Origin of the sequence: Methylobacterium terricola, assembly GCF_006151805.1 — a bacterium.
Taxonomy (GTDB): domain Bacteria; phylum Pseudomonadota; class Alphaproteobacteria; order Rhizobiales; family Beijerinckiaceae; genus Methylobacterium; species Methylobacterium terricola.
This window is the reverse complement of the sequence record NZ_VDDA01000004.1, coordinates 182,117-195,026: the sequence shown is the minus strand read 5'-3', so window position 1 is coordinate 195,026 and position 12,910 is coordinate 182,117. Positions and strand designations below refer to the sequence as shown.

Annotated in this window: 14 protein-coding genes; 10 read left to right on the top strand and 4 right to left on the bottom strand. The window is 70.5% G+C overall.

The annotated features are described in order from the left end of the window. The first annotated feature begins 4 nt into the window (after positions 1-4). The 10 genes from hpnJ to FF100_RS11255 all read left to right on the top strand — a co-directional run bounded on the left by hpnJ (position 5) and on the right by FF100_RS11255 (position 9,396). Positions 5-1,441 carry a hopanoid biosynthesis associated radical SAM protein HpnJ gene (gene hpnJ, locus FF100_RS11300; RefSeq protein WP_139036170.1) on the top strand — a complete coding sequence of 479 codons (1,437 nt, stop codon included), beginning with the start codon at positions 5-7 and terminating at the stop codon, positions 1,439-1,441. A gap of 95 nt (positions 1,442-1,536) precedes the next feature. After that, complete coding sequence (hpnK, locus tag FF100_RS11295) at positions 1,537-2,397, top strand: hopanoid biosynthesis-associated protein HpnK (protein ID WP_139035826.1); 861 nt, start codon at positions 1,537-1,539, stop codon at positions 2,395-2,397. Positions 2,398-2,464: 67 nt separating this feature from the next. Next, entirely contained in the window at positions 2,465-3,253 is a 789-nt protein-coding gene (locus tag FF100_RS11290; RefSeq protein WP_171070126.1) for a molybdate ABC transporter substrate-binding protein, read from the top strand. 110 nt (positions 3,254-3,363) lie between these two features. After that, the gene (locus FF100_RS11285) at positions 3,364-3,780 is read left to right on the top strand and encodes a DUF2852 domain-containing protein (protein WP_139035824.1); all 417 of its coding nucleotides are present in this window, start codon (positions 3,364-3,366) and stop codon (positions 3,778-3,780) included. A gap of 164 nt (positions 3,781-3,944) precedes the next feature. Further along, entirely contained in the window at positions 3,945-5,195 is a 1,251-nt protein-coding gene (locus FF100_RS11280; protein ID WP_139035823.1) for a GTP cyclohydrolase II, read from the top strand. Positions 5,196-5,251: 56 nt separating this feature from the next. Continuing rightward, positions 5,252-6,481 carry a URC4/urg3 family protein gene (locus tag FF100_RS11275; RefSeq protein WP_246102024.1) on the top strand — a complete coding sequence of 410 codons (1,230 nt, stop codon included), beginning with the start codon at positions 5,252-5,254 and terminating at the stop codon, positions 6,479-6,481. Positions 6,482-6,518: 37 nt separating this feature from the next. Beyond that, complete coding sequence (gene upp, locus FF100_RS11270; RefSeq protein WP_139036169.1) at positions 6,519-7,181, top strand: uracil phosphoribosyltransferase; 663 nt, start codon at positions 6,519-6,521, stop codon at positions 7,179-7,181. A gap of 80 nt (positions 7,182-7,261) precedes the next feature. After that, entirely contained in the window at positions 7,262-8,269 is a 1,008-nt protein-coding gene (locus FF100_RS11265; protein WP_139035821.1) for an NAD(P)H-quinone oxidoreductase, read from the top strand. 127 nt (positions 8,270-8,396) lie between these two features. Beyond that, positions 8,397-8,711: a hypothetical protein gene (locus tag FF100_RS11260; RefSeq protein ID WP_139035820.1), complete on the top strand. Its 315-nt coding sequence runs from the start codon at positions 8,397-8,399 to the stop codon at positions 8,709-8,711. Positions 8,712-8,862: 151 nt separating this feature from the next. Then, positions 8,863-9,396 (top strand): hypothetical protein, encoded by a 534-nt coding sequence (locus FF100_RS11255; RefSeq protein ID WP_139035819.1) that lies wholly within the window; start codon positions 8,863-8,865, stop codon positions 9,394-9,396. On the opposite strand, the gene FF100_RS11250 is transcribed toward FF100_RS11255, so the two are convergent. The 4 genes from FF100_RS11250 to FF100_RS11235 form a co-directional block, all read right to left on the bottom strand. After that, positions 9,363-10,244 (bottom strand): 3-hydroxybutyryl-CoA dehydrogenase, encoded by an 882-nt coding sequence (locus tag FF100_RS11250; protein WP_139035818.1) that lies wholly within the window; start codon positions 10,242-10,244, stop codon positions 9,363-9,365. The two genes, FF100_RS11255 and FF100_RS11250, sit on opposite strands and share 34 nt — an antisense overlap. Before the next feature lie 166 nt (positions 10,245-10,410). Further along, positions 10,411-11,361, bottom strand: coding sequence for an electron transfer flavoprotein subunit alpha/FixB family protein (locus tag FF100_RS11245; protein ID WP_139035817.1), 951 nt, complete (start codon positions 11,359-11,361; stop codon positions 10,411-10,413). A 40-nt stretch (positions 11,362-11,401) separates the two neighbouring features. After that, the gene (locus FF100_RS11240; protein ID WP_139035816.1) at positions 11,402-12,151 is read right to left on the bottom strand and encodes an electron transfer flavoprotein subunit beta/FixA family protein; all 750 of its coding nucleotides are present in this window, start codon (positions 12,149-12,151) and stop codon (positions 11,402-11,404) included. 177 nt (positions 12,152-12,328) lie between these two features. Beyond that, complete coding sequence (locus FF100_RS11235; protein ID WP_139035815.1) at positions 12,329-12,904, bottom strand: cob(I)yrinic acid a,c-diamide adenosyltransferase; 576 nt, start codon at positions 12,902-12,904, stop codon at positions 12,329-12,331. Between the last annotated feature and the right edge of the window lie 6 nt (positions 12,905-12,910).

The window sequence follows — 12,910 nt, the reverse complement described above, 5'->3', positions numbered from 1 at the left end:
GATGATGCGGACCCTCTTCCTCCAGGCCCCCACCTTCGACGGCTTCGACGGCGGCGCCGGCTCGCGCTACCAGGCCAAGCGCGAGATCAAGTCGTTCTGGTACCCGACCTGGCTCGCCCAGCCGGCCGCCCTGGTGCCGAACTCGAAGCTGATCGACGCGCCGCCGCACGACATCAAGCTGCCGGAGATCGTGGCCCAGGCCAAGGACTTCGACCTCGTGGTGCTGCACACCTCGGTGCCGTCGTTCAAGTCGGACGTGAAGACCATCGAGGCGCTGAAGGCCGCCAACCCGAAGCTGATCGCCGGGCTGATCGGCGCCAAGGTGGCGGTGGACGCCGCCGGCTCGATGGCCCAGGCCCCCTCGGTCGATTTCTGCGCCCGCAACGAGTTCGACTTCACCGTCAAGGAGGTCGCCGAGGGCGTGCCGATGGCGGAGATCAAGGGTCTCTCCTACCGGAACGCCGACGGTGTCGTGGTCCACAACGAGGACCGCGAGATCATGACCGACATGGACCAGCTGCCGTTCGTGACCTCGGTCTACAAGCGCGACCTCGAGATGGAGAAGTACTTCATCGGGTACCTCAAGCACCCCTACATCTCGTTCTATTCCGGCCGGGGCTGCAAGTCGCGCTGCACCTTCTGCCTGTGGCCGCAGACGGTCGGCGGCCACACCTACCGCACCCGCTCGGTCGCGCACGTGATCGAGGAGATCAAGTACTGCCTGAAGGAGTTCCCGCAGACGAAGGAGTTCTTCTTCGACGACGACACCTTCACGGATAACCTGCCGCGTGCGGAGGAGATCGCCCGCGAGCTCGGCAAGCTCGGCGTGACCTGGTCGTGTAACGCCAAGGCCAACGTCCCGCGCAAGACCCTCGAGGTGCTGAAGGCCAACGGCCTGCGCCTGCTGCTCGTCGGCTACGAGTCGGGCAACCAGCAGATCCTGAACAACATCAAGAAGGGCATGCGGGTCGAGGTGGCCGAGCGGTTCACCAAGGATTGCCACGAGCTCGGCATCGCCATCCACGGCACCTTCATCCTCGGCCTGCCGGGCGAGACCCGGGAGACGATCCAGGAGACGATCGCCTTCGCCAAGCGGATCAACCCGCACACCATCCAGGTCTCGCTCGCCGCGCCCTATCCGGGCACCTTCCTGTACAAGCAGGCCGTCGAGAACGGCTGGCTCGACAAGGACAACGCCGAGCTGGTCGACGAGAACGGCGTGCAGATCGCGCCGCTGCACTACCCGCACCTGTCCCACACCGAGATCTTCACCTCGGTGGAGGCGTTCTACAAGGCGTTCTACTTCCGCGCCCCGAAGATCGCCTCGATCGTCAGCGAGATGGTGCGCTCGCCCGACATGATGAAGCGGCGCCTGCGCGAGGGCGTCGAGTTCTGGCACTTCCTGCGCGAGCGCCAGGGCGTCGCCAAGAAGGCCGCGTAAGGGCCCGTCACACGCCTGAACATCCCGCCTGAGGCGGGCACGAGCCTCCCCGTCCGGCCGGACGGGGAGGCTCTTTCGCGTCACGGGACCCGAGCATGACCACGCCACAGCCTCGCAAGCGCCTCGTCGTCACCTCCGACGATTTCGGCCTCTCGCCGCAAGTCAACGCGGCGGTGGAGCGGGCCCATCGCGACGGCATCCTGACGGCGGCGAGCCTGATGGTCTCGGCGCCCGCCGCCGCGGACGCGCTGCTGCGCGCGCGCTCGCTGCCGTCGCTGCGGGTCGGGCTGCACCTCGTGCTTGTCGAGGCCTGGCCGACCTTGCCGCCCGCCGCCCTGCCGGCCCTCACCGACGGCGCCGGGCTGATGCGGGCCGACCAGGCGCGGCTGGGCCTCGACCTCGCGCTCAAGGCGCCGGCGCGCCGCCAGCTCGAAGCCGAGATCCGGGCGCAGTTCGAGGCCTTCCGGGCGACCGGCCTGCCCCTCGACCACGTCAACGCGCACAAGCACTTCCACATCCACCCGATCATCGCCGGCATGGTGCTGCGGATCGGGCGCGAGTACGGGATGCGGGCGATCCGGGTGCCGCGGGAGCCGCGCGGCATCCTGCGCCGCGCCGAGCCCTCGGCACGCCCGGGCCTTGCTCTCGATACCGCCCCGTGGGCGGCCCTGCTGCGCGCCCGGGCCCGGAGTGCCGGCCTCCTCGCCCCCGATCGCGTGCTCGGCCTCGCCTGGTCGGGCGCCATGACGCCCACCCGGGTCGCCGGCCTGCTGCGCCACCTGCCGAACGGGCTGACCGAGCTGTACCTGCATCCCGCGACGCAGGGCGGCTTCCCCGGCGAGGCGCCGGGCTACGCCTATGCGGAGGAACTCGCCGCCCTGACGGCAGCGGAGAGCCGGGCGGCGCTCACGGCCTCGGGCGCCGTCACCGGCGGCTTTTCGGATTTCGCTCGCTGAAAGCGAGGTCGGTCGGCTACCGATGGGGCAGGGCCGGGCACGCGGCCCGGTCTTCGGGAGCCCCGTCATGCGCCGCCTCACACCGTTGTCCCGAGCCCTGTGGCGTGCCTGCGGCGCGGCCGGCCTCGCGCTCACCGTCACGGCCTCCGCGTGGTCGGCCGAGATCACGCTCCTGACCACCGGCGCCTACAAGCCCGTGGCGGCGCGGCTGGTGCCGTCGTTCGAGCAGCGCACCGGCCACAAGGTCGTCATCCGCAACGAGACCGCCGGCGCCGTGGCGCAGGCGATCCGCGACGGCGCCCGGGCCGACCTCGTGGTGCTGACCCCGGGTGGCCTCGACGCGCTGATCCGCGAGGGCCGTCTCTCCGGCGCGCAGCCCGTACCGCTCGCGAAGGTCGGGATCGGCGTCGCGATCCGCGACGGGGCCCCGGTGCCGGACATCGCCACCCTTGACGGTTTCCGCGAGGCGCTGCTGCGGGCGCGGGCCGTCGCGATGGTCGATCCGGCCTCCGGCGGGTCGAGCGGGATCTACCTGGCGCAGCTCTTCGAGCGCTTCGGCCTCGCGGATCGCCTGAAGGACAAGCTCGTCCTGGTGCGCGGAGGGCTCGCCGCGTCGCGCCTCGTCTCCGGCGAAGCGGATCTCGCGCTCCAGCAGACGAGCGAGCTGCTGGCCGTGCCGGGCGCGCGCCTCGTGGGGCCGATCCCGGCGGAGGTGCAGAACGTCACGGTCTATGCCGGGATCGTGCCGATGGGAGCCGGACAGGCCGAGGCGGCTACGGCGCTTCTGCGCCACCTCGCCGGCCCCGAGGCGGTGCCAGTCCTGGCGGAGAAGGGAATGGCGCCACCGGATCGATGAAGCGGCCGAGAGGAACGTCGCGCGCTTTCCCGGCCGCCCCTCCTTGAAACCGCCGGGGCGACCCCGCATGTAAATGTCGTTCACATTCACATCCTGCGGGAGATCGTGACGTGTCGTATACCTCTGCCCCCTGGTCGAGCGGCCGCGCCTGCCGCAATGGCCCGTTCCCGCGCCGCTCCCTTGAGATCGGCGCGATCGTCATCGGTTTCATCTATGCGTGGCCGTTGGCCGCGGCCTACGTGGTGTGGAAGCTCATGGGATACCCGGCCCTCAACGAGATGAAGTCCTTCGCCGAGCGGACCTTCCGCAATGGCTTCTCGGGCTTCGGCGCCGCCCGCCACGACAGCGGCAACTGGGCCTTCGAGGAGTATCGCCGCAAGGAGATCGAGCGCCTCGAAGAGGAGCGCCGGCGCCTCGAGGAGGAGAGCCGCGCCTTCACCGAGTTCGTGGACGAGCTGAAGCGCGCCCGCGACCGCGAGCAGTTCGACGCCTTCATGGCCCGCCGCCGCGCCGGTTCGAACTACTGAGCGGCCGCACCGGGAGGGTGTTGCCATCCCGATAGGCGACCAACGCCTGAGGCTTGAGCTTGACGGCCCGAATCCCCTGGGCCACCCTCTCTCAGGTCAAGCACTCGACAGGCTCCTCGCGGCCCCCGCGGGGAGCCTTCTCCGTTGAAGGACGGCGCGTCCGCATGACCAGTTCCAACCGCTCGTCGCATATCCGGCTCACCTCGCATCCGGAGCCGGGCGCCGCCCGCTGGCCGATCCGCTGGGGCGCCGCCGACCCGCGCGAGCGGGGGCCGATCATCGGCACCGTCACCAACCCGGCCGACCGCAACGTCATCGGGGCCAATGGCGGCGCCTATTCGCTCTACCGGGCTCTCGCCATCGCCGGGAGGGCCATGAATCCGCTGGCGCGGCCGGACCTGACCAACACCCACCCGGTGGTCGCGATCGGCCCGCACCCGCAATGGGCCGACCCGGAGAAGATCGTCTCGCTCGATCCCTGGGGCCATATGCCCGGCGAGGTGTTTCGCGAGGCGATCGCCACGGGCACCGACATCCGGCCGACCATCGCGGTCACCAAGGCGCGGTTGAGCCTGCCCGAGATCCTGGCGGCGATGGGCGCCCACCGGCTCGCCGCCGACGGCACCGTGCTGCATGCCACCGGCGACATCTCGGTCACCAAGATCGCGGTCGATCCGGTCTGGCACCTGCCGGGCGTCGCCGCCCGCTTCGGCACCAGCGAGACGGCCTTGCGTCGCACTTTGTTCGAGCAGACCGGCGGCATGTTCCCGGAGCTCGTGACGCGCCCCGACCTCCAGGTCTTCCTGCCGCCGATCGGCGGCTGCACCGTCTACGTGATGGGCGAGGTCGCCGGTCTGTCCGATCCGCGCCGGCGCATCGCCTGCCGGGTCCACGACGAGTGCAACGGCTCGGACGTGTTCGGCTCCGACATCTGCACCTGCCGGCCCTACCTGACCCACGGCATCGAGGAATGCGTGCGCGAAGCGCAGGCCGGCGGCACCGGCGTGATCGTCTACAACCGCAAGGAGGGGCGGGCGCTCGGCGAGGTGACGAAGTTCCTGGTCTACAACGCCCGCAAGCGGCAGGAGGGGGGCGACTCCGCCGCCACCTACTTCGAGCGCACCGAATGCGTCGCCGGCGTGCAGGATGCCCGCTTCCAGCAGCTGATGCCCGACGTCCTGCACTGGCTCGGCATCCGCCGCATCGACCGGCTGATGTCGATGTCGAACATGAAGTACGACGCCATCACCGGCTCCGGCATCGAGGTCGGCGAGCGGGTGCCGATCCCGCCGGAGCTGATTCCGCCGGACGCCTCGGTCGAGATGGAAGCCAAGAAGGCGGCGGGCTACTACGCGCCGGACGGCACCGCCGACGACCTCGACGCCGTGAAGGGCCGCGACCTCGAGCGGTTCTGAGCGGACCGACGATGGCTGAGCGCACGATGCTTGGCGAACGATTGCTGGAGATGCCCGTGCCTGAGTTTTCGACCGCCCGCAGCCTGCTCTCGGCCCGGGCGGTGCGCGCCCGCGCCGAGACCCTGCTCAAGGCCGGGCTCGACGGGCGGCTCGACCATTTCGTGGTCGATCTCGACCGTCTGGGTCCTTGCGCCGACGCGGTCGTCGAGACCATCCGCGACGCCTATCCGGATCTCGCCATCCCCTACCACGCCCGCTGGCGCCACTTCTCGGTCGGCGGGTTCGAGCGCTGGGGCTCCCTCGTCCACGCTGCCCCCTTCGAGGATCCGGCCGAGCAGGCCCGCGCCGCCTTCGACCTCGTGGTGGTGAGCGTGCTGCTCGATGCCGGCGCCGGTCCGACCTGGCGCTACGAGGAGGGCCGCACCGGCGAGACCTATGCCCGCTCGGAAGGGCTGGCGGTGGCGAGCTTCGACATGTTCGTGTCGGGGCTGTTCTCCTCGGCGCCCGAGGATCCGTTCCGGGCCGACGCCCGCGCGCTGGCGAGCCTGACCGAGGCGGAGCTCGCCGACGGCTTCCAGGTCTCGCCGACCAATCCCCTCGTCGGCCTGCCGGGCCGCACCGCCCTGCTCAACCGCCTCGGCCAGGTCGCGGCCGCCGATCCGGAAGGGTTCGGGCCGGACGCCCGCCCCGGCTTCCTCTTCGACCGTATCAAGGCCAGGGCCCAGGACGGCGAGGTGGCGGCCGAGGCCGTGCTGGAGGTGCTGCTGACCCATCTCGGGCCGATCTGGCCCGGCCGCATCGTCCTCGACGGGGTCGATCTCGGCGATGCCTGGCGGCATCCCCTCGCCGGCGGCACCGGGCCGACCGAGGGGCTGGTCCCGTTCCACAAGCTGTCGCAGTGGCTGGCCTACTCGCTGCTCGAGCCGCTGGAGGAGGCGGGCCTCACCGTCACCGGGCTCGACGCCCTGACCGGCCTGCCGGAATACCGCAACGGCGGCTTGTTCCTCGATACCGGGGTGCTGGCGCTCCGCCGGCCCGAGGAGGCCAAGCAGGCGCATCCGGTCGAGTCGCGCCTCGTCGTCGAGTGGCGGGCTCTCACGGTGGCGCTTCTCGACCGGCTGGCGCCGCTGGTGCGCGAGCGGCTGGGGATCAAGGATCCCGCCGAGCTGCCCCTGGCCAAGGTGCTGGAGGGCGGCACCTGGGCCACCGGCCGGCGCCTGGCGAAGTCGCTGCGGCCGGAGGGCGCACCGCCCCTCGCCATCGCGAGCGACGGCACCGTATTCTAAGAACCACCAGAGCGTGATCGTGAACGGGGAGACGGCGATGCAGGGTGCGGGTGCGCGCGGGGAGACGGGTGTGGCGCCGGTCACGGTGGTCGATCACCCGCTGGTGCAGCACAAGCTGACCCTGATGCGGGACAAGGCCCGCTCGACCAAGGGCTTCCGCCAGCTCCTGAACGAGATCGGGACACTCCTGGCCTACGAGGTCACCCGCGATCTGCCGCTGGAGCCGATCGAGATCGAGACGCCGCTCGTGACGATGCAGGGCTCGCAGATCGCCGGCAAGAAGCTCGTCCTGGCGCCGATCCTGCGGGCCGGCGTCGGCTTCCTCGACGGCATGCTGTCGCTCCTGCCCTCGGCGCGCGTCGCCCATGTCGGACTCTACCGCGACCCGGATTCGTTGGAGGCGGTGGAATACTACTTCAAGGCTCCGTCCGACCTCGCCGATCGGACCGTGCTGGTCCTCGACCCGATGCTGGCGACGGCGAACTCGGCGGTCGCCGCGGTCGACCGCCTGAAGGAGCGCGGCGCCCGCGACCTGCGCTTCGTCTGCCTGCTCGCCGCGCCCGAGGGCCTGGCGAAGTTCCAGGGCGCCCATCCCGACGTGCCGGTCTGGACCGCCTCGATCGACAGCCACCTCAACGAGCACGGCTACATCCTGCCGGGCCTGGGCGATGCGGGCGACCGGATGTACGGCACGCGGTAGCCTCCACGCGGCAGCCCCTTGCCGCTGGCCCACCCACGCGGCAGGTAAGGGCGGGACAGCCACAACGCCGGAGCCGTCCCATGCCGTCGATCCCCGCCACCATGCGCCAGGTCCGCTTCAACGGGGCCGGCGGTCCGGAGGTGATCGGGATCGAGACTGCGCCGGTGCCGCAACCGGGGCCGGGCCAGGTGCTGGTCGAGGTCGTGGCGGCGGGCGTGAACCGGCCCGATTGCCAGCAGCGCGCCGGCAAGTACCCGCCGCCGCCCGGCGCCACCGACGTGCCGGGCCTGGAGATCGCCGGCCGCGTCGTCGCGCTCGGGGAGGGCGTCACGGATCTCGCCGAGGGCCAGGAGGTCTGCGCCCTGACGATCAGCGGCGGATACGCCGAATACGCCGTCGCCGATGCCGCGCTCTGCCTGCCGAAGCCTGGTCCGCTCTCGCTCATCGAGGCGGCGGGCCTGCCGGAGAATTACTGGACGGTCTGGACCAACGTGTTCGAGCGCGGCCGCCTGCAGAAAGGTGAGCGCTTCCTGGTCCATGGCGGGTCGAGCGGCATCGGCTCGACGGCGATCCAACTCGCCAAGCGGTTCGGCGCCACGGTCTACGCCACCGCCGGCTCGGCCGAGAAATGCGCCTTCTGCGAGTCCCTCGGCGCCGATCACGCGATCAACTACCGCGAGGCCGATTTCGCCGCCGAGGTGAAGCGCTTGACCGACGGCAACGGCGTCGACGTGATCCTCGACATGGTCGGCGCGGCCTACCTCGAGCGCAACGTGAAGTCCCTGGCGCTCGAAGGCCGGCTCGTCATCATCGCCTTCCTGCAGGGCTTCATGGCGGAGAACCTCAACCTCACCCCGGTGATGATTCGCCGCCTCACCGTGACCGGCTCGACCCTCCGGCCGCGTACCGTCGCGCAGAAGGCCGCCATCGCCGACGGCCTGCGCCGGGAGGTCTGGCCGCTGCTGGAGTCCGGCACGGTGAAGCCGGTGATCCACGCCACCTTCCCGTTGGAGGAGGCGCGGGCGGCGCACGAACTGATGGAATCGAGCGCCCATCTCGGCAAGATCATGCTGCTGACCGGGAAGTAGACCGCGCGGGCTCAAAGACCGCCCTGCGGCAGGAGCGCGAGGAACCTCGGCCGATCGGTGACGTTGGGCTGCACGACACCGATCCTTGCTCGGCATCGCCGTCGAGCCGAAAGCCCGAGGTTCCCCCATGGACACCAACCGCACCGTCGAGACCCCGACCGAGGCCCGCCAGGGCGCGAAGGGCCGTCCCGTGCTCTACGTGCTGCTCGGCAGCCTCGCCCTCCTGGCGATCGCCATGGTCGGCCTGCTGAGCTGGAACGGCGCCAACGCACCGAAGGACTATGCCAGCCAGAGCCAGGACGCCTCGCGCCAGCAGATCACCGGCTCGCCGAACGGCAGCGGCGGCGTGTCGTCGTCGAACAGCGCCGGCGTCCCGGCGGGCAACCCGGCCTATCCGGCCCCGGCTGAGCCGAAGTCGACGGGCTCGACCAACGCCAAGTAAGCGGTCGCACCTGAGCGATCGAAGGGCCGTTTCCCGACAGGGGAGCGGCCCTTCGTCGTTCCAGAGGGTCGATCGGCACGGGAACGTGATCCCCGCCGGCGCCCCACCGTCCCTAGGCTGTCGCATGCTGCCGCGAGACGGGGCCGGCGCGATGCGACGCTTGATGAAGTTCCTTCACACGATGGGGGCGATCGGCCTCATGGGCGCGATGGCGTCCCTGGTCGTGATGCTGGGCGTGGTTCCGCCGCCATCCTCGGCGCTGACCGGCTACGCCCTGATGCGCGGCGCGATGGCCGCGGTGGCGACGTGGGTCTTCCTGCCGTCGCTGGCGCTGATGCTGGTGGCCGGCTTGCTGGCGATCGCGCTCACCCGGGCGTTCCAGAATGCCGGCTGGGCCTGGGTGAAGCTCGCGACCGGGGTGCTGATGTTCGAGTACGGCTTCGTCGGCGTCCAGGGCCCGATGCAAGCCGAAGCGGAGCGGGCCGCCCAGGCGGTGCTCGGCCGCGCCGACCCGGCGACGCTAGCCGGATCGCTGGGCGCCGAGCGCGGAACGCTGTGGGTGCTGCTCGCGATCGCGACGCTGAACGTGGCCTTAGGCGTCTGGCGGCCGCGAATCCTGCGCCGGCCGCAGGCCGCGGGCGAGGGCGCGTCTCAGCGGGTCGGCACCGGCTCCGCGCCACGGTAATCGTAGAAGCCGCGCTTGGTCTTGCGGCCGAGCCAGCCGGCCTCGACGTACTTCACCAGGAGCGGGCAGGGGCGGTACTTCGAATCGGCCAGGCCCTCGTAGAGCACCTGCATGATCGACAGGCAGGTGTCGAGGCCGATGAAGTCGGCGAGCTGGAGCGGCCCCATCGGGTGGTTGGCGCCGAGCCGCATCGCGGTGTCGATCGAATCGACCGAGCCGACGCCCTCGTAGAGGGTGTAGATCGCCTCGTTGATCATCGGCAGCAGGATGCGGTTGACGATGAAGGCCGGGAAATCCTCCGACACCGTCACGATCTTGCCGAGGCGCTTCACGAAGGCCTTGGCCGATTCGTAGGTCGGGTCCTCGGTGGCGATGCCGCGGATCAGCTCGACGAGCTGCATCACCGGCACCGGGTTCATGAAGTGGATGCCGATGAAGCGCTCGGGCCGGTCGGTCGAGGCGGCGAGCCGGGTGATCGAGATCGACGAGGTGTTGGTCGCCACCATCGTCTCGGGCCGCAGCGATGGACACAGCGCGCTGAAGATGCTGCGCTTGATGACCTCGTCCTCGGTCGCCGCCTCGATCACCAGGTCGCAGGGACCGAAATCGTCGAACGAATCGACCGCCACGATGTGCTCGATCGCGTCGCGGCGCTGGTCGTCGGTGATCGCGCCCTTCGAGACCTGGCGCAGCAGGTTGCCGTTGACGGTCGCCAGACCGTTCTTCAGGCGCTCGGGATCGCGGTCGTTCATCCGCACGTCGAGCCCGGCCAGGGAGCAGACATGGGCGATGCCGCTGCCCATCTGACCGGCCCCGATGATGCCGACCGTCTTGATCTCGATGCCCATCACACCCCTGCCTTCCCGCCGCGCCGGCCCGAGCGTTCATACCATCGCGGCTTCGCAGATGCGAAGGGTTCCAGCGAGGGACGGTCGGGTCTGTATGCCCCCGTGCGGCGCCCGCACGGGGGAGTGGCTGTTCCGATCAGCCGTGCAACCAAGCCCTTGGACCCGCTCAGCCCTTGGCCTTGGCGATTTCCTGCTGCAGGTCCGGCACCACCTGGAACAGGTCGCCGACCAGGCCGTAATCGGCGACCTGGAAGATCGGCGCCTCCTCGTCCTTGTTGATGGCGACGATGACCTTCGAGTCCTTCATGCCGGCGAGGTGCTGGATCGCCCCCGAGATGCCGACCGCGACGTAGAGGTCCGGCGCCACGACCTTGCCGGTCTGGCCGACCTGCCAGTCGTTCGGGGCGTAGCCGGCATCGACCGCCGCGCGCGAGGCACCGACCGCGGCCCCGAGCGAGTCGGCCAGCGGCTCGATCAGCTCCTTGAACTTGTCGGCCGAGCCGAGCGAGCGGCCGCCCGACACGATGATGCGGGCACCGGCCAGTTCCGGACGGTCGGACTTGGCGATCTCCTCGCCCTTGAACGACGACTTCGCCTCGGGCGCCGACGCCGCGGGCGCGGCCTCGACCGGGGCGGCGGAGCCGCCCTCGGCCGTGGCCTGGAAGGCGGCGGTGCGGACCGTGATCACCCGCTTGGCGTCGGTCGCCTGCACGGTCTGGATCGCGTTGCCGGCGTAGATCGGCCGCTCGAACGTATCGGGGCCGACCACCTTGATGATGTCCGAGACCTGGGCGACGTCGAGGAGGGCGGCGACGCGCGGCAGCACGTTCTTGCCCTCGGTCGAGGCGGCGGCGATCACGGTGTTGTAGGCGGCGGCGAGGCCGGCGACCAGGGCGGCGGTCGGCTCGGCGAGCAGGTGGTCGTAGGCGGCGTCGGCCGCCACCAGCACCTTCTCGACGCCGTCGAGCTTGGCGGCAGCCTCGGCCGCGCCTTGCGCGTCGGCGCCGACCACGAGGGCGTGGACCGGGGCGCCGAGCTGCTTGGCGGCCGTCAGGGCCTTGGTGCTGGCGTCCTTCACGGCGCCGCCGGCATGCTCGACCAGCAGGAGGGTGGTCATGGCGTGTCGTTCCTTCCGGTTGAGGGAGGCTTGGACGTCCTTAGAGGACGCCAGCCTCGACCTTCAGCTTGTTGACGAGCTCGGCGGCGCTGGCGACCTTGACGCCGGCCTTGCGGCCACCCGGCTCGACGGTCTTGAGCACCTTCAGGCGCGGGCTCACGTCGACGCCGAGCGCCTCCGGCTCGACCGTGTCGAGGGGCTTCTTCTTCGCCTTCATGATGTTCGGCAGCGAGGCGTAGCGCGGCTCGTTGAGGCGCAGGTCCGTCGTGACGATCGCCGGGAGCTGCAGGGTCAGGGTCTGCAGGCCGCCGTCGATCTCGCGCACCACGTCGAGGCTGCCCTCGGCGACCTCCAGCTTGAAGGCGAAGGTGCCCTGCGGCCAGCCGAGGAGCGCCGCGAGCATCTGGCCGGTCTGGTTCGAATCGTCGTCGATCGCCTGCTTGCCGAGGATGACGAGGTCGGGGCTCTCCTTCTCGACCAGCGCCTTGAGGAGCTTCGCCACGGCGAGCGGCTCGACGGCGGCGTCGGTCTTGACCAGGATGCCGCGGTCGGCACCCATGGCCAGCGCGGTGCGGATCGTTTCCTGCGCCTGCTGCGGACCGATCGAAACCGCGACGATCTCGGTGACCTTGCCCTTTTCCTTGAGGCGGATCGCCTCCTCGACGGCGATCTCGTCGAAGGGGTTCATCGACATCTTGACGTTGGCGAGCTCGACGCCGGAGCCGTCCGGCTTGACCCGGATCTTGACGTTGTAGTCGACCACCCGCTTGACGGGCACCAGGACCTTCATGATCGTCGCATCCTTCAGGACGGAGAGACGATCGTGGCCGGGCCCTCCCTCGGCCGGCCCGCGATCATCCCCGATATGCAGCAAGGTGCGCGGACCGTAACGGCCGATTTTCCGACTTGTCAACGCGGCCGGAAGGCGGTTCCCCCGGCGTCCGGCGCGGGGCTCAGGCGCGGTGGCTCAAGGGCGATTCTTGCCCGGAACCCAGAGCACGTCCGCGGCGCCGCCGTCATTGGCGATCCGGGCGGCGACGAACAGGAAGTCCGACAGGCGGTTCAGGTACTGGATCGCCACCGGCGAGACGATCTCGCCCGGAGTGCCCGCGAGCGCCACCGCCAGACGCTCGGCCCGGCGGCAGACCGTGCGGGCGAGGTGCAGGGACGCCGCCGCTGCCGATCCGCCCGGCAGCACGAAGGAGCGCAAGGGAGAGAGGTTCGCGTTGAGCGCGTCGATCTCGCGCTCCACCCGCTCGACCTGCGCCGCCACGATCCGCAGCGGCTCGTAGGACAGGGGCTCACCGGTCTCCGGGGTCGCGAGGTCGGCGCCGAGATCGAACAGGTCGTTCTGGATCCGCCCGAGCATCGCGTCGAGGTCGCCCGTCGTGTGCAGGCGGGCGAGTCCGAGGCAGGCATTGGTCTCGTCGATGGTGCCGTAGGTCTCGACCCGCAGGTCGGCCTTCGAGCGGCGCGCACCGCTGGCGAGCGCCGTGGTGCCTTGATCGCCGGTGCGGGTGTAGATGCGGTTGAGGACGACCACGGTGAG